This window comes from Pseudoalteromonas sp. NCCP-2140 (assembly GCF_023708065.1).
Taxonomy (GTDB): Bacteria; Pseudomonadota; Gammaproteobacteria; order Enterobacterales; family Alteromonadaceae; genus Pseudoalteromonas.
The window spans coordinates 15,779-40,701 of the sequence record NZ_BRCZ01000003.1 but is presented as its reverse complement, the minus strand read 5'-3'; the positions used below and the strand labels follow the sequence as shown (position 1 = coordinate 40,701).

Genomic DNA, 24,923 nt, shown 5'->3' with positions numbered 1-24,923 from the left:
TTGAATTGCTGGTAACTGCCTCAATATTAGTTATCACTCGTCGTATGTTGCATCCTTACAACCTTCAAGCTGTTGTAATCACATTTGCAGTATCGCATTTATTTTTTAATTTGGATTTGTCGTGGCGCAAGTAAGAGCAAGAGTCCAGCTGAATGTTGGCAAAAACAGTGATATCCCTGCAGAAATCGTATCTTTCAGTGGCTTAAATGATGGCCAAGAACATGTTGCTTTAGTGTTTAATCAAGCTGACACAGAGCAAGATGTCCCTTTAATTCGTATGCATTCAGAGTGTTTAACGGGCGATGTATTCCATTCATCACGTTGTGATTGTGGTGAGCAATTAAATGAGTGTATCGAGATGATGCACCAACAAGGCGGTATTTTACTGTATTTACGCCAAGAGGGGCGTGGCATTGGTTTATACAATAAAATTGATGCTTACGTATTACAGTCGCAAGGCATGAATACGTACGAAGCGAATAACCACTTGGGTTTTGCTGATGATTTACGTGATTTTTCAGACGCGGTATTAATGCTTGAAGCACTCAATCAAAAGCACGTTAAGCTAATGACTAACAACCCTAATAAGCTTAAAGCACTGCGTGATGCAGGTATTGAAGTTGATTCAGTGGTTGGCACTCATGCGCACATTAAAGCGGGTGTGGTAGGTAACCGAGCTTACCTCGAAACGAAAATCAAACATGGCTCGCACATGCTTGATATTAAAAAAATTAAAAAGCCTGAGTAAATTTCACTACAGGTGACTATAAACAAGTAGCGCACCCAGTTATACTCGGTGCGTTTTGTCGTTATTGAATGAGAAACTATGTCGATCGAAGTACGTATTTTTAAAGCTGATGCAGGCGTTAAATGGTTTAAAGCTGGATGGGAAATCTTTAAGCTGCAACCTTTGACTTTTATTTTAATGCATCTGCTAATCGTGATAATTAGCTTTTTGGCATTGCTGCTACCTTTACTGCAAGTTGTTGGTGCATTTGTAACCCCGTTTTTGATGGCAGGTTTTTATCAAGCTGTGTTAACTAAGCAGCAAGGCGGGACTGTCAGCCAAGCTGATATTTTTAAGCCATTTAGTAATAAAGGAAACCGTATAGGTTTAGTGCGCGTCGCCGTGTATCAGATGGCGGCAGGTATTTTATTAGCCTTACTGTCTAATTTCATTTTTGCAGATGCCTACGCAGTTATTTCGAGTCAGACTTTCGATCCACAAAACCAATCACATATAGCAGACTTATTGGCAACCATTTCAATGGGGCAAGTTGCGGTATTTCTATTGGCGATCTGTGTGTATTTAACCGCTTTTGCCTATGCAGTGCCTTTGGTTTATTTTCAAAAACAAAGCAATATGTTTCAGGTTTTAAAAACCTCATTCATGGTGTTTTACCATAATATGGCGCCATTGAGTGTTTATGGCCTAATTTGCGCTGTTTTAATGGTGATCTGTATTCCTTTATCGTTTATTCCACTATTGGTTTTAATGCCAATTTGTTACATTAGCTTCTTCGTGTCTTTTCAGGCTATTTTTATGCCGGTTGTGCCAAAAGGTGATGACCAAACAAAAGCACCTGAAGCGCCGTCACAATCAGGACGCTTTGACGCGTAATGGATGATAAAGAACAAAAGTTAAAAAATTACGTACTTTGGTTATTGTCTCGACAAGATTATTCGCGTCGGGATTTAACGCGAAAGTTACAGCAAAAAGAGGCGACGCCCGAGTTCACAGAGCGCTTGTTAGATTGGTGTGAATCACACAACTTTATTAACGAACAGCGCTATTGCGAAGGGTTTGTACGCCGCCATTTAGCTAAGTATCATGGTGTAAAACGCATTCAGAGCGAAGCAATGGCAAAAGGGATAGACCGAGCACTATTAGATAAGACGCTCGAGGAGTTCGAAGTCGATTGGTTCGAACTCGCAAAGGACGCATATTTAAAGAAGTTTTCAAATTCAGGTAAAGAACTCGACCAGAAAGAAAGAGCGAAACGTGTACGCTACTTGATGTATCGAGGCTTTAATTACGAACAAATTGATTTTGCAATGCAAGCACAGCAATAAACGGGTGAGATTTTCACATGCAGCATATGACTACCGCACAGATCAGGCAACAGTTCTTAGACTTTTTTGCCTCTAAACAACACCAAATTGTTCCTTCAAGCTCGCTGATCCCGGGTAACGATGCCACGTTATTATTCAATAACGCCGGTATGGTGCAATTTAAAGATGTATTTTTAGGTGCGGAAAGCCGCCCTTATTCACGTGCAACCAGCTCACAACGTTGTGTGCGTGCCGGTGGTAAACATAACGACCTTGAAAACGTAGGTTACACTGCTCGTCACCATACATTCTTCGAAATGTTAGGTAACTTCAGCTTTGGTGATTACTTCAAGCAAGACGCAATCAAGTTTGCTTGGGAGTTTTTAACTGATGTTGTAAAACTACCTCAAGAAAAGCTACTTGTTACCATTTATCACGATGATGAAGAAGCCTTCAACATTTGGCACAAAGAAGTGGGTCTAAGTGAAGACCGTATTATTCGCATTGCAACCAGCGATAACTTCTGGTCAATGGGTGATACAGGTCCTTGTGGTCCATGTTCTGAAATCTTTTACGATCACGGTGAAGAAATTTGGGGTGGTCCTCCAGGTTCACCTGAAGAAGACGGTGACCGTTTCATCGAGATCTGGAACCTAGTATTTATGCAGTATAACCGCCATGCCGACGGTACAATGGAGCCGCTTCCTAAGCAGTCTGTTGATACAGGTATGGGTCTTGAGCGTATCTCTGCAATTTTACAAGGCGTGCACTCAAACTACGAAATCGATTTATTCCAAGCTCTAATTGCAGCAGCGGCTAAAGTAACAAACGCACAAGATTTAGATGATAAATCGTTACGCGTTGTGGCTGACCACATTCGTTCGTGTGCGTTCTTAGTATCTGACGGCGTTATGCCATCAAACGAAGGCCGTGGTTATGTACTACGTCGTATTATTCGTCGTGCCGTTCGTCATGGTAACAAGCTAGGCGCGAAAGGTGCATTCTTCTACAAGCTAGTTGCTGCACTAATTGAGCAAATGGGTCAAGCGTACCCAGAGCTTGCTAAGCAACAAGAAATTATTGAAAAAGTACTGCGTATCGAAGAAGAACAGTTTGGTAAAACACTTGAGCGTGGTCTGGCTATTTTAGAAGAAAGCCTAACTGACATCGAAGGTGATGTGATCCCAGGTGACTTAGTATTCAAACTTTACGATACTTACGGTTTCCCAGCAGACTTAACGGCAGACGTGGCGCGTGAGCGTTTCATGACGATTGATGAGCACGGCTTCCAAGAGTGTATGGCTGTTCAGCGTAAGCAAGCACAGCAAGCTGGTAAGTTTGGTGCTGATTACAACCAACAACTTAAGTCTGAAAAACACACAGACTTTAAAGGTTACGATGCAGAACATTACACAGGTACTGTGGTTGAGCTTTTCTCTGAAGGTCAATCGGTTTCAGTACTTGAAGATGGTCAAGAAGGTATCGCAATCTTAGACCGTACACCGTTCTACGCTGAATCAGGTGGTCAGGTTGGTGACACGGGTGTGTTAAAAGTTGCTGGCGGTGAGTTTGTAGTGACTAACACCACGAAACTTGGTAATGCATTTGCACACCATGGTCGTGTACAAGGCCGTATAGGTACAAACGATAAAGCAGAGGCTACGATTGATGCAGCACGTCGCGATAGCATTAAGAAAAACCATACTGCAACACACATTTTACATGAAACGTTACGTCAAATTTTAGGTGAGCACGTAAATCAAAAAGGTTCACTTGTTGACCCTGAGCGTTTACGTTTTGACTTCTCTCACTTTGAAGCGGTAACAAAAGACGAATTACGCCAAATCGAGCGCGCAGTGAACGATGAAATCCGTCGTAACTTTGCTCTTGAAACTGAGTTAATGGCTATCGAAGATGCTAAAGCAAAAGGTGCAATGGCATTATTCGGTGAAAAATACGACGACGAAGTTCGCGTAGTAACCATTGGTGATTACTCAATCGAGCTATGTGGTGGTACTCACGTTAAGCGTGCAGGTGATATTGGTTTATTTAAAATCGTATCAGAAAGCGGTATCGCAGCCGGTATCCGCCGTATTGAAGCGGTAACGGGTGCTGAAGCGGTTGCTTATGTAAGTGAGCAAGAGCAACAACTAAATGATGTTGCAGCACTAGTTAAAGGTGATAGCAGCACAGTACTTGAAAAAGTAACGGCGTTACTTGAGAAATCAAAAGGCCTTGAGAAGCAAATTGCACAGCTTAACGACAAGCTAGCAAGTGCGGCAGGTGCATCGTTACTTGACTCTGTTGTTGAAGTGAACGGTATTAAGCTACTGGTTGCTGATGTTGCAGGTACTGAGTCTAAAGCACTACGCGGCATGGTTGATGACCTGAAAACGAAGATTGGCTCAGGTGTTATTGCCCTTGGCGTAGCTAATGGCGATAAAGTAAGCCTAATTGCAGGTGTAACTAAAGACCTAACAGGTAAAGTGAAAGCCGGTGAGCTTGTAAATCACATGGCTGCACAAGTAGGCGGTAAGGGCGGTGGTCGTCCTGATATGGCACAAGCAGGTGGTACTCAGCCAGAGAACCTAGTTGCAGCCTTAGAAAGTGTAACTGGTTGGTTATCTGAGCGTTCTTAACTACTAGTGGCACTTATCGTCCAAAAATTCGGTGGCACCTCAGTTGGCTCAATAGAGCGAATTGAGGCCGTCGCCGACCTTGTTGTAAAAACCAAGCAACAAGGCCATCAAGTTGTGGTGGTACTCTCGGCTATGTCGGGAGAAACTAACCGTCTAATTGAACTCGCTAAACAAATCGATTCTCGCCCTAGTGCTCGTGAGCTTGATGTATTGCTAACCACCGGTGAGCAGGTGTCAGTCTCTCTGCTGGCAATGGCTATTATTAAACGTGGTCACTCAGCGGTAAGCTTACTTGCTGATCAGGTCAACATTCGCACCGATAACATGTTTGGTAAAGCGCGTATTGAAGAGATTGCTGCGACTCGTCTTAAGCATGAACTTGAGCATAACCGTATTGCCATTATAGCGGGCTTTCAGGGCCGTGATATTGAAGGCAATATCACTACGCTTGGTCGCGGTGGAACAGATACCTCTGCGGTTGAGATTGCAGGTGCTATCAATGCCGATGAATGTCAAATTTACACCGATGTTGATGGGGTATATACCACCGACCCGCGTATTGAACCAAATGCACGACGTATGAGCCATGTCACTTTCGAAGAAATGCTCGAAATGGCCAGCCTTGGGGCTAAGGTGCTACATATTCGTAGTGTTGAAGCCGCAGGAAAATATAATATACCGCTCAGAGTGTTATCGAGTTTTAACCCGGATCAAGGGACCTTGATCAGTTTTGAGGAGCCGGATGTGCAAGCAAACATTGTGTCGGGTATCGCCTTTAATCGTGACGAAAGTCTGATTTACGTTAATGGTGTGCACCAAGGAACGGAAAACCTTGCAAAAATTTTGAAACTTTTTGCAGAATTCGGCATCGAAATAGATATGATTAATCAAGTTAATCATAACTTTGAAAAAATAGACTATGCTTTTACTGTGCACACAAATGATTTTGAGCAAGCGCTTGAAATTTTGACCAGTAACCAAGATGGTATCAGCGCAGAATCTATTAAAGGGATCAGCAATGTTGCCAAGGTGTCTGCAGTAGGTGTAGGGATGAAATCTCACTCTGGTGTGGCAAGTTTATTTTTTAATGCCCTTGCTGATGAAAACATCAAAGTGATGCTTGTATCGACATCAGAAATAAAGATATCAGTTTTAATTGACGAAAAGTATTTAGAACTGGCTGTACGTGCGCTACACAAAGTTTTTTTAACTGAAAATGAATAAGATCTAGAGTTTTTACTTACTTTTAAGTCTATATTTCATTAGAATGTTTTTGACGCGGAATCTTTTAATTTTTTGGAACATGGGAGCAAGAGAATGCTAATACTAACTCGTAGAGTAGGTGAAACCCTTATGATCGGTGACGAAGTAACAGTTACTGTTCTTGGTGTTAAAGGAAATCAAGTTCGCATTGGTGTAAATGCACCTAAAGATGTATCAGTACATCGTGAAGAAATCTACATGCGAATTCAAGCAGAGAAATCTAACCCAAATCCGGGCAACGTTTAATCAGCGACAGATATTTTTAAGAGCTACTCACTGAGTGGCTCTTTTATTTAGTTCGGCCGTCATTTCATCATTTAGCGCTTGTTTAGAAATATATTGCATACCGCGCTGAGCCTTTAAAATATAACCTCGCTCAGTTTCAATAATCTCACTAATTTGTTGCCAGCTTAATTGGTAGCTTTTATGCGGGTTTTCGGCTTTAACGCCTTCATCATCAAATACGACAGTCACTTCGCTACCCGATGCACGACTCATCATTTGTCTTGCGACCCACCATGGACGCTTGTAATAAAAAGATAAGCACTCAACCACGGCAAGCATAATCATAAAGCTGCCTAAATAATGATTATCTAATTGATAAAAAGCTAATAAGCCTAAGGTTATTAATAACACCAATAGCGGGTATTTAGGCTTAGCTTGTGATGAATAAGGTAAAGACTCATCAAAGCATTCGTAATAATACGGTTTATCTAATTTGTAAGTTGTACTTAATGTCATTCGTAGGCTCACTTAATTTGCTGGCGGCAGTTTAACATTGATAGAAAAAATCTTCTGTAGTTGGTTTTCATTTAGTTGTCATTGTGAGAGCTTAAGGTATGCGTATTTTAAAGGTGTAAGTTGTATGTTTGTTAGTTCAATGTCATTAGCACTTGCAATGACCACAAATACTTTTTTAGTTATGGGCGATATGCCATACACCCCGATTGATGAAATCAATCTCGCCAAAGACGGAAAAATTACCAAGGCAATCGCAGCAACACCTCATGGCTTTTTAATGCACCTTGGTGATATGAAATCAGGAGCGCTTGCTTGCACGAATAAGCTTTTGCAAACTAATAAAGCGTTATTGACGTCGTTGACCACACAGCCTTTTATTTATACCCCCGGTGATAATGAATGGACCGATTGCGACCGAGAAAAGCTATCGGTGCGCTTTGATGAGCTTGAACGGCTAAGCTTTGTTAAAGGCTTGATGTTTGACGATGATTATACAAAAAAAGCACAGCAACTTCAGGGTTATGCAACCCAAGCTGAAATGCTAGAAAATGCCCGCTGGCAGTTTGATGGTATTGAGTTTCGCACTTTGCATATACCGGGCACTTTTAATGGTCGCTCACAAATTTTAAAAAGTGACAAAAACGCAGCACTTGATGACGCCGACAAGCGTGATAAGTACAACTTAATTTGGTTAAAACAAGCACTTGTTCAGCAAGATGCTAAGGCCTATGTATTTGGTTTTCAGGCTGATATTTACCACCCGACCAGTAAACCCACTTGCAGTGAATCACAACGTTCTAATTGTGATGCATTTAAAATATACCGAGATGCCATCAGCGACTTCGCAAAGCACACCAATAAGCCTGTACTAGTAATGCATGGCGATACCGGCCCATATTGCCAGCAGCAATTAGCGAGTAACTTAACGCGGTTAAATGTACCAGGCGACTTTGCTGTAAGCGATGTCGCAAAGGTGAGTTTTATCGACGGCCAGTGGCATATAGCGAGTGTAACGACAAACGAGCCTCTTACAACGTCTTGTGAGTAATAACGTAGGTTGGGTAGAGCGGAGCGAAACCCAACGCACTCATAGCTATCAGCTTTCAGATTAACCCAACAAGTTAGCGAGTTTCTAGAGGAAAGAGTAAATTAGCAAGCTTGAGGCTCGCGTAGGCGTGAAATTTATTTCGCGCGATTCCCTGAATTAATGCGGCTGTAAGTCGGGCTTTAGCCCGTCACGTATGAATGAAAACATGTGTCGCCATAAATGACGACCTACGTGACGTAGGTTAGAGCGGAGCGAAACCCAACGCACTCATAGCTATCAGCTTTCAGATAAACCCAACAAGTTAGCGAGCTTCTAGGGTAAAGAGTAAAGTTGCGAGCATGATGTAGCAGCGGTTTAACCCCACGTAGGCGTGAAATTTATTTCGCGCGATGTTTCTTAAATCTACGTTTAAGTCGTAGGTCGGGCTTTAGCCCGTCAATGTTAGCGGTTATGTGTCGCCATAAATGACGACCTACGTGACGTAGGGTAGAGCGGAGCGAAACCCAACAAGTTAACGGGTTTCTAGGGAGAAAGAGTAAAGTTGCGAGCTCCTTGACACAAGCAGCAGGCATCCTAGAGTTGCTAACTTGCTAACTTGCTAACTTGCTAACTTGCTAACTTGCTAACTTGCTAACTTGCTAACTTGCTAACTTGCTAACTTGCTAACTTGCTAACTTGCTAACTTGCTAACTTGCTAACTTGCATACACAAAAAAGCGGCACTTGGCCGCTTTTCTTAAGTAAGGTGTTATTAGCAGTTTGTTTCTTCTGCGTTAACACCTTCTTTTACTTCTTCACATGCATCTTCAACTGCATTTTGTGTATCAGTAATTGCTTCATCAATACGCTCACCTGCGTCTTCAGCAGAGTTGTCTTCACAACCCATGATGAATAAACCTGAAAATAGGGCGATAGTAGCGGCTTTTAAAGTTGAATTTTTCATAATGAAATTCCTTGTAAATTTAAAATAAAGTAAGTGGTTATCTGCTTTTAACTACTTAGGGACACTGCCTCTAAGTGCTCCTGATACCAGCGAAATAACTAGTAATACTAAAAATATAAAAAAGATAATCTTAGCGATGCCTGCAGCGGCTCCTGCGATACCGCCAAAACCTAACACTGCTGCGATTAACGCGATAACTAAAAAAGTAATTGTCCAGCGTAACATAGTGGTCTCCTTGGCTATTTAAATTTTCTTAAGTTCGATGTAACTGAAGCGAGTTCTGTGCCAGAAGTTTTATCTTATATATTTCAATGGGTTATGTGTTTTTGTCGTTCTTTATAGGGTTCATCATTTGGTAACTTTTACGAGTAAGCATGTAACTTATTCATAGTGATATTTTTTCATATTGAGCTGAATGAAGAAAAAGAGAATCGCTACTGTTATTGGTAAGACCAATTTAACTTTATTTTTAGTGGATAGCTCTAACACCTTGTTGTGCGTGGTTTTTAGGTATTTTTCTATGGTTGATTAATAGCTGAACATATAACGTCTGGCTATATTGACTATTTATATCATCTATAACGGGGCTTTAAATGCGCTAATAGTGGGGTGTTAATTATATGTGCGTCATGTTATTTTAAATTTAATTGGTTTTACCAATTTACAATGGTGCTATACAAATGAATTTTGTTTGTTATTATTGGTGCATAATTATTTAACAAAAATAACTTTTTATTTTAAGTAAGCGAGGGGAGTCGTATGGATATAGGTGGATTACTCACCACTGCGGCCAGTTTGATGGTGACAGGCATGGTAGGCGTGTTTGTTTTTCTGACTATTTTGATTTCAGCAGTCACTTTAATGTCAAAGCTGGTGGGTCGATTTGATGATCCTGCAACTGCAGAACCTACGCGTACAGCAAAAATTCAACCTCAACAGGGTGTGCCACAGGCACATATTGCAGCAATCAGCGCTGCAATTGCTCAATTTCGAAATAAACAAAAATAACGGGGCAGCTTAAACATGGCTAAATTAAAATTAACCGAATTAGTATTGCGTGACGCACACCAGTCTCTTTTGGCAACGCGTATGCGCTTAGACGACATGCTACCCATGGCAGAAAAACTCGATAATGCGGGTTATTGGTCAATTGAATCATGGGGTGGTGCGACGTTTGACTCGTGTATCCGTTATTTAGGTGAAGATCCTTGGCAACGTATTCGCGAGCTAAAAGCGGCAATGCCAAACACTAAGCAACAAATGCTACTACGCGGACAGAATCTTCTAGGTTACCGTCATTATGCTGATGATGTAGTCGAAAAGTTTGTTGAGCGTGCCCACAAAAACGGTGTTGATGTTTTCCGTATTTTCGATGCGATGAACGATGTGCGTAACCTTGAAACAGCCATTAAAGCTGCAGTTAAAGTAGGTGCTCATGCCCAAGGTACTATTTCGTACACAGTAAGCCCAGTCCATACGCTTGATATGTGGCTTGAACTTGCAAAACAACTAGAAGATCTTGGTTGTCATTCAATTTGTATCAAAGATATGGCGGGTTTATTAAAGCCATATGATTGCGAACAGTTGATCAAAGGCTTAAAAGAAACTGTATCTATTCCTATTGCGATGCAATGCCACGCGACGACAGGTTTAAGTACTGCAACTTACCAAAAAGCAATCGATGCGGGTATCGATATGCTTGATACGGCGATTTCGTCAATGAGTATGACCTATGGTCATAGTGCCACAGAAACTATTGTTTCAATCGTAGAAGGCACAGAGCGTGACACCGGCCTTAATTTAAATGAGTTAGAAGAAATTGCCGCTTATTTCCGTGATGTACGTAAGAAATACGCTGCATTTGAAGGCAGCCTTAAAGGTGTTGATGGTCGTATCTTATTAGCCCAAGTACCTGGCGGTATGTTAACTAACATGGAAAATCAGCTTAAAGAACAAGGTGCTGCTGATAAGCTTGATCAAGTATTACTTGAGATCCCGCGTGTACGTGAAGACTTAGGTTACATTCCTCTAGTTACACCAACGTCGCAAATTGTAGGTACTCAAGCGGTACTTAATGTGTTGACTGGCGAGCGTTATAAAACCATCACTAAAGAAACTGCGGGTGTACTCAAAGGCGAGTATGGTGCAACACCGGCGCCAATGAATAAAGAGCTACAAGAGCGTGTACTAGAGGGGGCTGAAGCAATTACGTGCCGTCCTGCTGATAAGCTTGAACCTGAACTTGAGAAGCTTGAAGCAGAGTTATTAAGTGAAGCTAAAGAGCAAGGTTTAGAGCTTGCTGATGACGTGATTGATGATGTGCTTACTTACGCATTATTCCCTCAAATCGGCCTTAAGTTTATTAAAAACCGTAACAACCCTGATGCGTTTGAAGCAATTCCAACGGGTGAAGTCGCTAAGTCAGAAGCTAAGCCAGCCTCTACAAGCCCTGCAAAAGCAGAGCAATACAGCGTTAAAGTTGATGGCAAAGTTTACGATGTGGTCGTAGCCCAAGGTGGTGAGCTCAAAGAAGTAACCCTAAAAGACAGTGAGTTAATTCCTCAGTCAGCTTCAGCGTCTGTTAGCGAAACCTTAAACGCGCCGTTAGCAGGCAATATTTTCAAAGTGAAGGTAAAAGCTGGCCAAACAGTAAATGAAGGTGATGTGGTTATCATTATGGAAGCGATGAAAATGGAAACAGAAGTTCGCGCTGCACACTCAGGCACAATAGCTGAAGTATTAGTAGCAGAAGGCGACTCTGTTGCCACTGGCGATGCGCTAATCGCACTGGCATAGGAGACAGAGGATGGATGGTGTTTTAAACCTCTGGCATGCCACGGGTATTGCTAACTTTACTTTTCCGGCATTGATCATGATTGCGGTTGGTTGCTTGTTACTCTATTTAGCAATCGCCCGTAACTTTGAGCCACTGTTGTTATTACCTATCGGCTTTGGGGCTATTTTAACTAATATCCCAGTTGCTGGGTTATCTGAGCCGGGTGGTCTTTTATATTACGTGTACCATATCGGGATTGACTCTGGGGTATTCCCACTTTTGATCTTTATGGGCGTGGGTGCACTCACAGACTTTAGTGCCCTGATAGCAAATCCGCGTATGTTGCTGTTGGGCGCGGCTGCGCAGTTTGGTATTTTTGCTACTTTATTTGGTGCAATTCTACTTAACTTTATTCCTGGCTTTGAATTTTCGCTACAGGATGCATCGGCCATCGCTATTATTGGTGGGGCAGATGGTCCAACAGCTATTTTCTTAGCATCTAAGTTGGCACCTGATTTACTTGGTGCAATCGCAGTAGCGGCTTATTCATACATGGCACTTGTGCCAATTATTCAGCCGCCAATTATGCGCGCACTAACAACGCAAGAAGAGCGCGAAATTCAAATGCCGCAACTTCGTACAGTATCGAAAAAAGAGAAAATTGTTTTTCCATTAATGGTGCTTAGTTTAACTATCTTGTTTTTACCTGCGGCAACACCGCTGGTAGGTATGTTCTGCTTAGGTAACTTGATGCGTGAATCGGGCGTGGTTGATCGTTTAAGCAATAGTGCACAAAACGAAATCATCAACATTACCACCATTTTCTTAGGCTTAGCGGTAGGCTCAAAGCTTGCAGCCGATAAGTTCTTAACCGTAGAAACAATCGGTATTTTGGTGTTAGGTGCTTTAGCCTTTGCAATCGGTACAGCTTCAGGGGTGTTTATGGCAAAAGGTCTTAATAAGATCTCTAAATCGCCAATCAACCCATTAGTAGGTGCAGCCGGTGTGTCAGCGGTACCAATGGCAGCACGTGTGGTTAATAAGGTAGGCCTTGAGAGCAACCCGCATAACTTCTTGTTAATGCATGCCATGGGACCAAACGTAGCAGGGGTATTAGGAAGTGCCGTTGCAGCAGGTATTTTGTTAGCGATTGTTGGCTAAGTCGATTTACTTCCAACCGACTGGCGCAGTAATTTTACTGCGCTTTTTTTTGCCTATAGACTAGGGTCACCCTAAAGAAATTGCAGTTAAATGATAGTTGTGTAAGGAAGCCGCCATGAATGTTTTTATTATCTTATTATGCCTTTTTGTTACTTTGGTTATTTTAATACCGCTACTTGAAAAGTATCAGTCTAAAATGGGGCTTGATGGCGCTACAAAGTATGCAAAGTATATTTGGCCACTGGTGATGATTTCGCTAATTATTCAACTTATCTATGTTCTTTTAAGGTAGTAATTGTATTAACCCGCAGTGCCTTCTGTACTCGTTTTAGTAAAGTCTATAATAGTTTTAGCCGGATTTATTTGGTACAAAAAAGCCGCTTCAAAATTGAAGCGGCTTTTACATGTTTACTTAACTACTTATTTAATGCTAATTGTAACTCACGGTTACGCTGTAATTGAGCTAAGAAGTTATCAGCAATCGGTTTAAACTTAGCTAACTCATCGCGCGGTAGAGGCTCTGATTTAGGTAGTTTGACCGTTTTAGGGTTACGGTGAACACCGTTTACTAAGAATTCATAGTGTAAGTGAGGGCCCGTTACACGACCTGTCGCACCTACGGTACCAATCTTCTGGCCTTGTTTCACTTTCTGACCAGTTCTAACCATCTTTTTGTTTAAGTGTAAGTACTTAGTCACATACTGTGTGCCATGGCTAATAAATACATAATTACCGTTGTATTTACTGTAGCCTGCTTTAATCACTTTACCATTACCCGATGATACAACTGGCGTACCTGTACGCGCTGCGTAATCAATACCGTTATGTGGTTTTACCGTTTTGGTCACTGGGTGTAAACGACGCGGGTTAAAGCTCGAACTAATATACTTAAAGTTAACAGGTGCGCGTAAGAAGGCTTTTTTCATGCTACGGCCTTCAGGCGTGTAGAAGTTACCATCAGTATGGCGAATAGCGGTGTAACGCTCACCTTGGTTAATAAATTCTGCGGCAATAATTTTACCATCACCAATATACTCACCATCTACATAGTGAGACTCGTAAATAAGACCAAATTGATCACCTTTACGAATGTCATTAGCAAAGTCGACATCCCAACCGAAGATGTCAGCAAAATTCATAATTTGACGCTCGCTTAAACCTGCTGCAATGCCTGACGTCCAAAAGCTATTAGATATCTCACCGCCAGCCGATTTACTTAGCGTTTCGATTTCTTTGCTATCGATAGAAGTGTCGTAGTTACCTTCGTCATTTAATGTAACGTATAAGGTATCTGTTTTTGAGATCACATAACGTAGCTGAGCTAGAGAACCATCTTCAGCTGTTGCAAAGCTTAAGATTTCGCCTGGGTGAATTTTTGTTAATTTACGAGTTTCTGCGTTGGTATTGACAAGTTTGTGTAATGTTTGCGCTGAGAAGCCCGCACGTTTAAAAATAAGTGCTAAATTATCGCCATTTCGTACTTCATGGTCGATAAGCTCGTATTCTGGAAGTTTTGCTGCTGCTTGCTGTGAATTAAGCTCAGTTAGTTTTTCGTTATCATCAACTTTAACTTGTAATTCGTAGCGTTTGCCAATTTCAAGTGCGTTTGCACTATTATCCTTTGATGCGGTGGCTTTTTCAGAAGGCAATAACGCCAAGCCGACAATAGCAGAAACCAAACCGAGAATAAGCAGTTTGTGTTTTTTGGGAAGTTTGTGCACTACGTGAACCATATCGTGCCTTTTCTGCTGTCAAGAAATTTAAATACTAATATCGCAGGATATACCTAAAATAGAGCAAATACCAGTGTTTTGTAGATTTAAACTGGCGCTATTTTACGCTAGAATTGCTCAGCGCGTTAAACTTTTTTGTTTAAAATTGCAGCAGATGTCTATGGTTAAACTAAATCTACATTAGTTAACTAAAGTCCCTTCATTAAATTGCAATAACGCGGTATAAAGAACAATCATGCGCGCTGCCTTCAGGGCTGTTTCTTAAACTATTTAAGTTAGGCTTTTTTCTAGTGTCGCTTTTTGGTGCTAACTAGCTAAATTTTAAAGTTTTTAGCTCTATATTTATAACCCTGACAGGCCACCACGCCCCGGTAGCTGAATTTTTGGAGTAATACACAGTGGATTTACAAACCGCTCTAGCTGAGATAAAACGCGGTGCAGAAGAGATATTAATTGAAGACGAATTAGTCGAAAAGCTAAAGTCTGGTAAGAAACTTAAGATCAAAGCGGGTTTCGATCCAACTGCGCCTGATCTGCATTTAGGTCATACAGTTCTTATCAACAAAATGAAAACCTTCCAAGACCTAGGTCATGAAGTGATTTTCTTAATCGGTGACTTCACCGGTATGATTGGTGATCCAACGGGTAAAAACGTAACGCGTAAACCGTTAACTCGTGAAGATGTTTTAGCTAATGCTGAAACCTATAAAGAGCAAGTATTTAAAATTCTTGATCCTGCTAAAACAACTGTTGCATTCAACTCTGCTTGGATGGAGAACTTAGGTGCAGCAGGTATGATTAAACTGGCTGCGCGTCAAACAGTAGCACGTATGCTAGAACGTGATGACTTTAAAAAGCGTTATGCCAACGGTCAATCGATTGCTATCCACGAATTTTTATATCCACTGGTACAAGGTTGGGACTCAGTTGCATTAGAAGCTGATGTTGAGCTTGGCGGTACAGATCAACGCTTTAACCTATTAATGGGTCGTGAATTACAAAAAGACGAAGGTCAAAAGCCACAAACAGTACTTATGATGCCACTGCTTGAAGGTACTGATGGCGTTCAGAAAATGTCTAAGTCATTAGGTAATTACATTGGTATTACTGATGAGCCAAACGACATGTTTGGTAAAGTAATGTCTATCAGCGATGATCTAATGTGGCGTTACTATGACTTATTAAGTGCTTTATCAATCGAAGAAATTGCAGCGCTTAAGCAACGTGTTGCTGATGGTGCAAACCCGCGCGACATCAAGATTGAGCTTGCAAAAGAAATGATTGCACGTTTTCACAGTGAAGAAGCAGCCGAAGGTGCTCATCAAGATTTCATCAAGCGTTTCCAAAAGAATGCATTACCAGATGAGATCCCAGAAGTGACAGTAACAATTGCTGAAGACACTGTGTTTATTACTAATCTATTAAAAGAAGCTAACCTTGTAGCTAGTACGTCAGAAGCAATGCGTATGATTAAACAAGGTGCTGTAAAGATTAATGGTGAAGAGAAAGTAACGGATACTAAGCTTGAAGTTGCTAAAGGCACAACACAGATTTACCAAGTAGGTAAACGTAAGTTTGCTAAAATCACCTTAGCTTAATAAAGCTAATTGGTATAAAAAACCAGCTGCGGCTGGTTTTTTTGTGCCTATATTTTGATTAGTTTGTGAATAGGCTAATTACTTCAATCCCGACTATCAGTAGTAACCAAAATGCTTTCGCTTGATTTAAGCGATTCACTAAAGCAGGAATATCATCGGCATCTGGTAGGCGATCGGTCCCAACACGCATTTTATTAAAGCGCTCACCTTGGTAAAGGGCAGGGCCGCCTAACTGTACTTGCAAAGCAGCCGATGTAACACTTAACAGCCATCCTGTATTGGTTTGATAAAAGTGTCTGCCATAGTGTTTTATATAATGAATACATTGTTTACTGGCATTAGTTGCTGCAATCGTTAATGCAACTAATCGCGTGGGTAACCACTCCAATACAAATAGTAATTTAGCAATGGGAGCCAAAAACGGGTTGTTGGGTTTTTGGTTTTTTCGCCATGCCTGATGAATTAATGTGAGTAAGCGATAAACCAAAGCAAGGATAGCGCCGCCAAGTAGATAAAAGAATATAACGGCAAAATAATGCCGCGCACTTTGAAGCACCAGTGACTCCATGGTTGCTTTGCAAATGCCTGGGGCTGATAAACGTGATACATCACGGGCAACGAGGCTAGCTAGTAGCTCTCTTGCAGTCGCTTTTTGATTGAGCTTGAGTAATCTGGCAATACGTAATGACTTCTTCTCTTGAGCGCGGCTACTGAGTAACAAATATAAAATTAAGCCATTTAATAGCTCAGGGTAAAAAGCAAACTCTAAAAACAGCACAATCAATGTCACTATCACTAAAATGGTGAGAGTAAAAGCTAGGGTTGAGGCTAAATATTGATAGCTTTTGGGGTTCGTTGGGTTGTATAAACGCTCGCTAAGCGCAGAGAAAATAACGGTTAAAAAGGTATTAGGGTGATACCAACTAACCAAAGGAAAGAAGCGCTCTGCTAAGAGCGCTACAAAAAATACAATAATGTCCAAATGGTTTTGAACAATATTTGCAATCACCTTATAAACTCACCGACGTCAGTTTCTCTAAAAGAGCAACAACCATTTTAGATGAGTTGATAGATGCAGTTTCGATATACTCTTCAAATGATTGCGGCGACTCTTTGCCAGCAATGTCAGACATTGAACGAATAACAACAAATGGTGTTTCTAGCACATGACAAGCTTGTGCAATTGCTGCACCTTCCATTTCTACTGCAAGCATAGTTGGGAATTCAGCACGTGTTTTTTCAATTCGTACCGGGTCACACATGAATGAATCACCAGTACAAATTAGGCCAATCATGGTTTTAACATCGCTGATTTGACTTACGCTTTGCTCTGCCGCTTCAATCAGTTTAGGGTGCGCAGCAAAGCCAGCTGGCATTTGTGGTACTTGGCCGATTTCGTAACCGAATGCAGTTACGTCTACATCGTGGTGACGAACTTCTGAAGAAATAACGACATCACCTACATTTAGCGATGGCTCAAAACCACCTGCAGAACCTGTGTTGATCACACAATCTGGGCTGAAGTTGTCGATTAGTAGTGTAGTTGCTACTGCAGAAGCTACTTTACCAATACCAGATTGAACTAAAGTAACTGTGTTACCCGCTAGCTCACCGGTGTAAAAGGTAAAACCAGCTTTAGTCATGATGCTTGGGTTTACCATTGCTTCGCGTAAGATTTTTACTTCTGGCTCCATCGCGCCAATAATACCAACGTGCATAATATTTGATTCCTTAGATTGAATAGGATGATTATACCTAAAAATGCCTGAAACAAACAAAAAAGCAGACCTTAAAGTCTGCTTTTGCCAATATTATGACAGGTTATATTTCTGCAAGCGCCGTTGAGTGTGCTTTTGCTTGTGATGGTGATAATACCGCTGGTTTAGTAACGCGGTTGCGTGCAGGTCTTGCAGGCGCTGCTGCAGGTTTACCAAGCTTAAACATGATTGCATCACGTACTTCTCTTGGTTGATAACCTGATTTTACCTTCATGCGAATATGCGGGATGCCTGCTGCTTCTAACGCGCCACTAACAAACCAGTCACGTTGTGCTTTATGGCCGTCGCGGTTGGTGTTATTAACTAAATCAACAGCGGCAACAATAGTAAGTTTGTCTTTGTCGATAAGCACGTAATCTAACTGTTTGTTTTTGGCTTTAGCCATTGCAGCGCGCTTAGCTTTGATAGATAAGCCTTGCTTACAGTCGATTAAATCAATGAGTTTAACGCGGCTGACGATTTTATATTGGTCGCCTACAGCACGTTCTAGAAGATGTAAAAAAGCACTCTCAACTTGCGTAAAAACAGTTTGCTTACGAGTGAAAGGATAAGGGTTTCCGCCTTCATCGGTAAACTTTGACGCAACAACAGAGGCTACTACGACTAATACTAAAATTGATAATAAAGCGAATTCCATACGGTAACTCCACAACAACAAATTGACACTGAAAATTAATAGCAATTAGCGTGCCTAAGTGTGTGGAGTCACCTGAAATTTTTAAGCTGTGTATCCGCCAGTAACCCCTTTAACAGCGATAGCTACTGCGTCGTGGGCATGAAGTGATTCGTAGTGATTTATTTGCAGCCAGTAATCTGCGTAGTTTTGCTGTTCAAGTAAGCCTTTAATTTTACGAGCAGCATCTTCGCAGAACATGAGGTTTTGACCATTTAAGCGGGCAAACTCTTGCTCATCTTCACGTTTAACTGCCGCTTGTACAGGCGTTTTTAGCTCAGCTTCTAAAGCATCAATTAAGCCAACTACATCAAAACTGTCAATTTGGCTGTCGAGTTTTACTTTCACGTTTGCAATTGAACGCTGTGAGTGTGGTGTAGCAACAATGCCGTCTGTTGTGCCTAGCCATTCTAAAACAGTTTGCTTATCAAGATTTTGCTCTGCAAATTTTTCGCTAAAGGCATTTTGAATTAATTGACGAGCAAGAGCCGCTGAACATGGGCATGTTGACGAGTAAGTAACATCAACCATTAACTCAAAACTTACAGTGCCTTGGTTGATCTTAGCGATCAAATGAACAGGGTAGTTTTTCCAACCTACTTTGCCACTTAATAAAGATTTACGACGCAGAGGTAGCTCAAATTTAAATTCGATTTGTGCTTGGTCACTTAAATCATCATGGCTGCTAATAAAGGCATCAAGTGCTTGTTTAAGAGTTTGTGGATTAACTTGCTGCTCGGTTGATAAGGTATCAAGGGCTAAAAATAAACGCGACATATGAATGCCTTTTGCGTCTTCTTTATGCAAGTTTACAAAAGCGCGTGCCTTGGCAATTACATTTACAGGGGCAATATTGCGAGTTTCAAAAATGAAAGGAAGTTCAATTTCGCCCATGCCAACCCAGTCTAATTTACCTGTTTGTAAGGCGGGAGCCGTATCAGCAATATCTGGCATTGTGGTTTGCATGGTAATACTCATTCTTTGCAATTATTAAAGCGCGGTATTTTACATGAAAAAATATAAAAAAGCGGCGTTGATGAAAAAATTCTATGTTTATCGCACAATATGAATATTTCTAAAGGAATAGTGATAAAATTAGCTATGCTGTTTTTTTTCGATTATGTGCCTAAGCTTTATATATGATTGATTCTTCTTTGAGTCCGTGGGCTCGCACTCTCTCAAGCTTTATTTCTAAGTACGGTGAGTTTAAAACTGCCGCCGCCTGTTATGCCTTATTATTGGTCATGTCGCTGATCTTATCGTGCATGTTTTATTATGTTGCAGTTGGAACGGTGACTTTAGTTGATGTTTTGGCGGTGATGTTTTTTACCGCAGTGGTATCGCCGATTTTAATCACTGTACTGCTTAACTCAATTCGCCAATTAGAAGCTTCTTATAGCTACCTAGATAGCGCAACCAAACAAGAAAAACTGCTTAACCAAACGCTAAAAGACAATATCAGTCGCTTAAACGAAGAGATTGATGAGCGTAAAATGGCGTTTCATGCCAAGCATAGAGCGATTGAAGAGCTTAGACGCGAAATCGCCGAGCGTAAAAAAACTCAACAAGAGCTTGCGCAACAAGGCATGCTATTGCGCTCTATTGTCGACTCATCTCCCGATTTATTTTATTACCGCGATAACAATGGTGTATTTGCTGGCTGTAATAAAATGTTTGAACAAGTGATAGGTAAAAGCAGCGATGAGTTAATCGGTAAAAGTGTCGAAGAAATCTACCCAAGTGATTATTTACCAGAAGTTCTGCGCACCGACAAAAAAGTATCTCAAACTCACCAAGCTCTGACGCTTGATGTCGAATACCCCGTTGATGGTGAAAAGCGCTGGTTTGAAATGCGTAAGTTACCTTTTATTAATGAAAAAGGTGAGTACATAGGTTTACTTGCCTTTGGCCGTGATATCACCAGTCGTAAAGAGGCGGCTCAGGCCCTTGAAGCAGCTTATAAAGATAAAGGGAAATTCATTGCAACTTTAAGCCATGAATTAAGAACGCCGCTTAACGGTATTGTGGGCTTAACCCGCATGCTACTTGATACTGAACTCGATAAACAGCAACGTAGTTGGTGTAACACGGTGTTTTCAAGTGCTGAAACACTTGGCAATATTTTTAACGATATTATCGACTTGGATAAAATTGACCGTGAGCAGCTCGATATTGTTGCTGACTCAGTCAATGTGGCCGACTTCATTAATGACGTAGTGAATTTTGCAGGCTTAATTGCTGAACAAAAAGGCCTTGAGTTCAATATTAAACGTAAAGGCACACTGGATGTTTACGCATCTCTTGATCCGACTCGTTTACGCCAAGTTGTTTGGAACCTTATCAATAATGCCGTTAAGTTTACTCAGCAAGGCCATGTAGAGCTTGAATGTCGTCGTGAGAATCGTGCCGATGGTCCGTGGTTAGTGATGCGTGTGAGCGACACGGGGCAAGGTATTCCACAAGAGCAGCTGCATCGTATTTTTGACATGTACTACAAAGCACCAGATATCAAGGGTACCAATGCTATTGGCTCTGGTATCGGCCTTGCGGTAACAAAAGCACTTGTTAGCGCAATGAAAGGTGAAATTAATGTCAGCAGTACTGAAGGTGAGGGCAGTGTTTTTGTTGTTGAAATACCGCTTAAGCTTTGTATTGCGCCTACTGAGCAAAGTTATGCGGTACGCAGTTTAAACATTCTTTTAGTGGAAGATGTGCCGCTAAATGCTGAAATTGCTACTAACTTACTTGAGCAGCGTGGCCACGAAGTTATTTGGGCTGAAACTGGTGAGGATGCGCTGTCGTTTGTCTACACAGAAGATGACTTAGACCTAGTTTTACTTGATATGCAATTACCTGATATCAATGGTGATGAAGTTGCTCGTCAAATTCGTGACGATGAACACTTTGATAACTTACCAATCGTTGCCTTGACTGCCAACGTGCGTAGCGCCGAAGAAGAGCTTGCTGGTATTAATATTCAAGGCGCACTCGCTAAGCCTATCAACACCACAAAACTCGATAAAATGCTCGGTGAGTTATTTGATATTAAGCAGCAACAAAACTGTCAGCCTGAGCCAATCAAAGCTGTGACTGAAAAAGATTTATCGGGTATTCGCGTTGAGCTGCTCGATATAGAAACCATCGAAGACTTTGTAGGCTCAATGGGGCTAGTTATATTTAATCGCAGCTGTGAGTTATTTAATAAGTTAAACCCTCAGTACCAAACTGAGCTGGCAGATGCGTTAGCGGCAGATGATAGAGAAGAGTACAAATCGGTGGCACATAAATTAAAAGGTGCAGCTGGCTCTGTAGGCTTAAACGATGTGCAGTTACATGCTAAGAAGATGGAACATGGCGCGCTTGAAGAAAGTAGTGAAGAGTTACAACAGTGGCTTGATGAATTAGCAGTGAAAATAAATGAAGGGCGTGACGCCCTCCAATTATTCTTACAACAGTTAGAAGATTAATTCTAATTAGCTGTCGATTTTACCAATGAAACGATAGCCTTCACCATGGATGGTGCTGATCAGCTCAGATGTGCTGTTATCGCTTTCAAAGTGTTTTCTGATACGACGAATTGTTACGTCTACAGTACGGTCGTTAGCGCGAAGTTCACGGCCAGTCATGTGCTTGATTAATTGCTCACGGCTGAAGATACGGCCCGGTGAGTCAAGCATTAAGCGTAGCGCGCGGTATTCACCTTTAGGTAAACGTTTAGCGTCGCCGCTTGGAGATGTTAAACAACGGCTGTTTTCATCAAGTTCCCAACCGTTAAATGTGATAACACCATTTGTTTCGATATTCGCTTCTTCGCCACCTAGGGCTGTGCGCGAAATAAGGTTACGAGCACGAATAGTTAATTCGCGAGGGTTGAATGGTTTTGTGATGTAATCATCAGCACCAATTTCAAGACCTAAAATGCGATCAACGTCGTTGTCACGACCTGTTAAGAAAATTAAACCAACGTTACGTTTTTGACGTAATTCACGCGCTAAGATTAGCCCGTTTTTACCTGGTAGGTTGATGTCCATAACTACAAGGTTCACATCATCATTATTTGTAAGCTTGTCATGCATATCATCGCCATCAATGGCTTCAATAACTTTGTAACCTTCAGCTTCAAATAAACTAACGAGGTTTAGTCGAGTTACGTCTTCATCCTCTACGATCAGAATGACTGGCGTTTGCATTGTATATTAACCTTTTCGGAAATTTTATTTACAAAAATTCGGTATTATCAAGCAAAACCGAATACTAGAGATTATAGGATTAGATCCAATTGTTAACAAGTAAAATCAATTTGGATAAAACTTAGCCATAGCTAACAATCGAGATTGCACTTTAAAGTTATGCTGCAATACGTGCTGCTTATTGATATACAGTCGGATTTTATTTCCTTCTTGAACCAGAGAGGCTATACCGCCATTTTCTAAAAAGCTGATACTTTCACCTATTGTTAAAGTATCCAATGAAATTGTATCGGTCCAAAGTGGAAGTATATCATTTTCTAATGTTTCATCAATGTATGTGATATCACAAACTTGAGAAAGTTCAGAAATTTGCTGGGTTTTTTTCACTAATATAACGTTAATTGGTTTTTTGTTAATTTGCAGTTCATTTCTGTCTTTAAGGAACGCTCCAGGACCTTTATCTAAGTCATAAAAACAAAATGAAATAGGGGGAGGGTTCACTTGGTCATTAAACTTCGTGAACTTAGCAATTTGATACAAAAAGGCTGATTTAACTTGGTCCGGTGATTTGGCAAATGCAGGGCATACAACAAGCAAAGCTAATAAGATACAACTCACTAATCTCATTACGCTGCACCTTCTTGCAATGGCAGAGTAATAATAAAGTGAGCCCCTTCGTCAGCTAGTTCATCGTATACGATGCTACCACCAAGTGCTTGAGTCACTAAGTTATAAACTAGGTGCATGCCCAAACCACTGCCACCTTCACCACGTTTAGTAGTTACAAATGGGTCGAAAATACGTTTGCGAATTGATTTCTCAACGCCAATACCATTATCGAAGTAGTGAATACTCAAGCTACTTTCGTTGCGCTCAACGTTAAAGGTGATTTCGTTATTTTGATCATCACTAAATGCATGGATCACCGAGTTACTTAATAGCTGCTGTAACACTTGTTGTAACGGCCCAGATTTGGTTTCAATACTAACGTCATTGCTACAGTTAATCGTAACTTTAGGGTTACGGTATTGAATTTCTGAGCGCATCGACATCACCACATCACTTAATAGGTTATTTAAGTTAATTTTGGTGCTGACTTCTACATCTTGATTAACGGCCACTTTCTTAAAGCTAGATACGAGCTCTGCTGCGCGGTTAAGGTTGCGATAGATAAGATCGAGGTTTTCAATGCCGTCATTAATAAAGCGTTTTAAGTGTGCTGAAGTTAAAGTTTTTTGTTCAAATTGCGTGTGAATTTCTGCCAGCTTGTCACGTAACAGCGTTGAGCCTGTAATACCTAAGCCAATAGGCGTGTTAACTTCATGAGCAACACCTGCAACCATTTGCCCTAGTGACGCCATTTTCTCGTTTTCGACGATTTGGTTTTGGTATTGATGCATACGCTCAAGGGTATTGAGCAGTTCTTGGTTAGCCTCACGTAAGGCGATTGTGCGCTGATTCACTTTTTCTTCAAGGCTTTGGTTAAGCTGTTTGATTTCTTGTTTGTCTTTTTCGTGGCGCTCAATTTGTTTTTGAGTGCGCGCGAGCATGATATTTAAGCTGCCCGCTAGCTGATTTATTTCATCAATATTGGTTTTTTGTGCGCGAGTATCATAGTTATGGTTTTTCGATACGTCTTGTAGCAGGTTACTTAATTCATCGATTGGGTTTGCAATGCGTTTTTGAATACGTCTAGCAACAAAATACACCAGTACTAAAACGAACAAGGTCAGTAAAATATCGATGATAATTTTACGATTAATATATTGGTTTAACCTGTCTAAGCCGCCGCGAACGTAAACATAACCGATGGTATCCCCTTCGTATACGATAGGGGTTATTAGCTCTATATCTTTATCTGTGAAGCGTGGCTCTAACAGGTTATCTATGCTGCCAACTTTAATGGGTACTGGTGGTGTACGGTTGGCATTAAAGCTACTAAAAAACACCGGCTCGTTAGATAACTCATCGATTGAGTAGATATGGATGTTTTTTATAAGCGGCACAGATTCAAATGACTTTAAGCGCTCAGATTCGGTCTCGTTATCGTCAAATAACACGGTGATTTGGGCGTTGTAGGCAATTATTTTCGATAAAATAGAGATCTTATCGACAATCAGCGACTTTTGCTCTTTTACATCTAGGTAGGTCGAAATAGAAATAGACAAAGACAAGCATAATGCAGTGACTAGCATTACCGCATTGGTCAACGCTTTACGAATACTTGTTTGTGTCGAAAATATCGGCATGCGCTATAGAAGGCCAGAATTTTTGTTATTAGTAAGAGTTTAGTCTAGCAAAGACATTTGAAAGTAACTAAATATTTTAA

The 24,923-nt window shown here is 41.1% G+C and carries 23 protein-coding genes; 12 read left to right on the top strand and 11 right to left on the bottom strand.

Going from position 1 to position 24,923, the window contains the following annotated elements; all coding sequences use genetic code 11:
- Nucleotides 1–121 precede the first annotated feature (121 nt).
- From ribA to csrA, 6 genes are all read left to right on the top strand, one after another.
- Nucleotides 122–748, top strand: coding sequence for a GTP cyclohydrolase II (gene ribA, locus NFU46_RS06830; RefSeq protein ID WP_054551277.1), 627 nt, complete (start codon nucleotides 122–124; stop codon nucleotides 746–748).
- 78 nt (nucleotides 749–826) lie between these two features.
- On the top strand, nucleotides 827–1,621 hold the full coding sequence (locus tag NFU46_RS06825) for a BPSS1780 family membrane protein (RefSeq protein WP_251600797.1): 795 nt from the start codon (nucleotides 827–829) through the stop codon (nucleotides 1,619–1,621).
- Nucleotides 1,621–2,073, top strand: coding sequence for a regulatory protein RecX (locus NFU46_RS06820; protein WP_054551279.1), 453 nt, complete (start codon nucleotides 1,621–1,623; stop codon nucleotides 2,071–2,073). Before NFU46_RS06825 ends, NFU46_RS06820 begins: the two co-directional genes overlap by 1 nt.
- 17 nt (nucleotides 2,074–2,090) lie before the next feature.
- Nucleotides 2,091–4,691: an alanine--tRNA ligase gene (gene alaS / locus NFU46_RS06815; RefSeq protein ID WP_251600795.1), complete on the top strand. Its 2,601-nt coding sequence runs from the start codon at nucleotides 2,091–2,093 to the stop codon at nucleotides 4,689–4,691.
- A 6-nt stretch (nucleotides 4,692–4,697) separates the two neighbouring features.
- Nucleotides 4,698–5,915: an aspartate kinase gene (locus tag NFU46_RS06810; protein WP_054551281.1), complete on the top strand. Its 1,218-nt coding sequence runs from the start codon at nucleotides 4,698–4,700 to the stop codon at nucleotides 5,913–5,915.
- A gap of 93 nt (nucleotides 5,916–6,008) precedes the next feature.
- Nucleotides 6,009–6,200, top strand: coding sequence for a carbon storage regulator CsrA (gene csrA / locus NFU46_RS06805; protein ID WP_036970495.1), 192 nt, complete (start codon nucleotides 6,009–6,011; stop codon nucleotides 6,198–6,200).
- 27 nt (nucleotides 6,201–6,227) lie between these two features.
- Here the strand turns inward: csrA and NFU46_RS06800 are convergent, their stop codons facing one another.
- Complete coding sequence (locus tag NFU46_RS06800; RefSeq protein WP_055022042.1) at nucleotides 6,228–6,695, bottom strand: YcxB family protein; 468 nt, start codon at nucleotides 6,693–6,695, stop codon at nucleotides 6,228–6,230.
- Between the two features lie 124 nt (nucleotides 6,696–6,819).
- Between NFU46_RS06800 and NFU46_RS06795 the strand changes: the two genes are divergently transcribed.
- Nucleotides 6,820–7,743 (top strand): hypothetical protein, encoded by a 924-nt coding sequence (locus NFU46_RS06795; RefSeq protein ID WP_251600792.1) that lies wholly within the window; start codon nucleotides 6,820–6,822, stop codon nucleotides 7,741–7,743.
- 750 nt (nucleotides 7,744–8,493) lie between these two features.
- Here the strand turns inward: NFU46_RS06795 and NFU46_RS06790 are convergent.
- Both NFU46_RS06790 and NFU46_RS06785 read right to left on the bottom strand, forming a co-directional pair.
- On the bottom strand, nucleotides 8,494–8,685 hold the full coding sequence (locus NFU46_RS06790; protein ID WP_054551284.1) for a hypothetical protein: 192 nt from the start codon (nucleotides 8,683–8,685) through the stop codon (nucleotides 8,494–8,496).
- A 51-nt stretch (nucleotides 8,686–8,736) separates the two neighbouring features.
- Nucleotides 8,737–8,910 (bottom strand): DUF1328 domain-containing protein, encoded by a 174-nt coding sequence (locus tag NFU46_RS06785; RefSeq protein ID WP_064971747.1) that lies wholly within the window; start codon nucleotides 8,908–8,910, stop codon nucleotides 8,737–8,739.
- A 534-nt stretch (nucleotides 8,911–9,444) separates the two neighbouring features.
- Between NFU46_RS06785 and NFU46_RS06780 the strand changes: the two genes are divergently transcribed.
- Genes NFU46_RS06780 through NFU46_RS06770 form a run of 3 tightly spaced genes read left to right on the top strand, consistent with a single transcriptional unit; the run spans nucleotide 9,445 to nucleotide 12,622 of the window.
- The gene (locus NFU46_RS06780; RefSeq protein WP_209328539.1) at nucleotides 9,445–9,693 is read left to right on the top strand and encodes an OadG family protein; all 249 of its coding nucleotides are present in this window, start codon (nucleotides 9,445–9,447) and stop codon (nucleotides 9,691–9,693) included.
- Nucleotides 9,694–9,708: 15 nt separating this feature from the next.
- Nucleotides 9,709–11,481: a sodium-extruding oxaloacetate decarboxylase subunit alpha gene (gene oadA / locus NFU46_RS06775; protein ID WP_251600791.1), complete on the top strand. Its 1,773-nt coding sequence runs from the start codon at nucleotides 9,709–9,711 to the stop codon at nucleotides 11,479–11,481.
- 10 nt (nucleotides 11,482–11,491) lie between these two features.
- Nucleotides 11,492–12,622: a sodium ion-translocating decarboxylase subunit beta gene (locus NFU46_RS06770; protein ID WP_054560779.1), complete on the top strand. Its 1,131-nt coding sequence runs from the start codon at nucleotides 11,492–11,494 to the stop codon at nucleotides 12,620–12,622.
- A 416-nt stretch (nucleotides 12,623–13,038) separates the two neighbouring features.
- On the opposite strand, the gene NFU46_RS06765 is transcribed toward NFU46_RS06770, so the two are convergent.
- Entirely contained in the window at nucleotides 13,039–14,355 is a 1,317-nt protein-coding gene (locus NFU46_RS06765) for a peptidoglycan DD-metalloendopeptidase family protein (RefSeq protein WP_175081113.1), read from the bottom strand.
- A 398-nt stretch (nucleotides 14,356–14,753) separates the two neighbouring features.
- On the opposite strand from NFU46_RS06765, the gene tyrS reads away from it, so the two are divergent.
- Entirely contained in the window at nucleotides 14,754–15,953 is a 1,200-nt protein-coding gene (gene tyrS / locus NFU46_RS06760; RefSeq protein WP_054560777.1) for a tyrosine--tRNA ligase, read from the top strand.
- 58 nt (nucleotides 15,954–16,011) lie between these two features.
- Here the strand turns inward: tyrS and NFU46_RS06755 are convergent, their stop codons facing one another.
- The 4 genes from NFU46_RS06755 to folE2 form a co-directional block, all read right to left on the bottom strand.
- Nucleotides 16,012–16,962, bottom strand: a complete 951-nt coding sequence (locus NFU46_RS06755; protein WP_251600788.1) for a cobalamin biosynthesis protein — start codon at nucleotides 16,960–16,962, stop codon at nucleotides 16,012–16,014.
- 1 nt (nucleotide 16,963) lies between these two features.
- Entirely contained in the window at nucleotides 16,964–17,671 is a 708-nt protein-coding gene (mtnN, locus tag NFU46_RS06750; protein ID WP_054551291.1) for a 5'-methylthioadenosine/S-adenosylhomocysteine nucleosidase, read from the bottom strand.
- 103 nt (nucleotides 17,672–17,774) lie between these two features.
- Nucleotides 17,775–18,368: a DUF2726 domain-containing protein gene (locus tag NFU46_RS06745; protein ID WP_058585661.1), complete on the bottom strand. Its 594-nt coding sequence runs from the start codon at nucleotides 18,366–18,368 to the stop codon at nucleotides 17,775–17,777.
- An 81-nt stretch (nucleotides 18,369–18,449) separates the two neighbouring features.
- On the bottom strand, nucleotides 18,450–19,370 hold the full coding sequence (folE2, locus tag NFU46_RS06740; RefSeq protein ID WP_175081115.1) for a GTP cyclohydrolase FolE2: 921 nt from the start codon (nucleotides 19,368–19,370) through the stop codon (nucleotides 18,450–18,452).
- A gap of 173 nt (nucleotides 19,371–19,543) precedes the next feature.
- On the opposite strand from folE2, the gene arcB reads away from it, so the two are divergent.
- Nucleotides 19,544–21,871: an aerobic respiration two-component sensor histidine kinase ArcB gene (gene arcB, locus NFU46_RS06735; RefSeq protein WP_251600785.1), complete on the top strand. Its 2,328-nt coding sequence runs from the start codon at nucleotides 19,544–19,546 to the stop codon at nucleotides 21,869–21,871.
- 6 nt (nucleotides 21,872–21,877) lie between these two features.
- Here the strand turns inward: arcB and arcA are convergent, their stop codons facing one another.
- From arcA to NFU46_RS06720, 3 genes are all read right to left on the bottom strand, one after another.
- Nucleotides 21,878–22,594: a two-component system response regulator ArcA gene (gene arcA / locus NFU46_RS06730; protein WP_054551295.1), complete on the bottom strand. Its 717-nt coding sequence runs from the start codon at nucleotides 22,592–22,594 to the stop codon at nucleotides 21,878–21,880.
- Between the two features lie 105 nt (nucleotides 22,595–22,699).
- Nucleotides 22,700–23,221 carry a YfiR family protein gene (locus NFU46_RS06725; protein ID WP_054560772.1) on the bottom strand — a complete coding sequence of 174 codons (522 nt, stop codon included), beginning with the start codon at nucleotides 23,219–23,221 and terminating at the stop codon, nucleotides 22,700–22,702.
- Nucleotides 23,221–24,843, bottom strand: a complete 1,623-nt coding sequence (locus tag NFU46_RS06720) for an ATP-binding protein (RefSeq protein WP_175083437.1) — start codon at nucleotides 24,841–24,843, stop codon at nucleotides 23,221–23,223. The genes NFU46_RS06725 and NFU46_RS06720 overlap by 1 nt, the downstream gene beginning before the upstream one ends.
- Nucleotides 24,844–24,923: the final 80 nt, after the last annotated feature.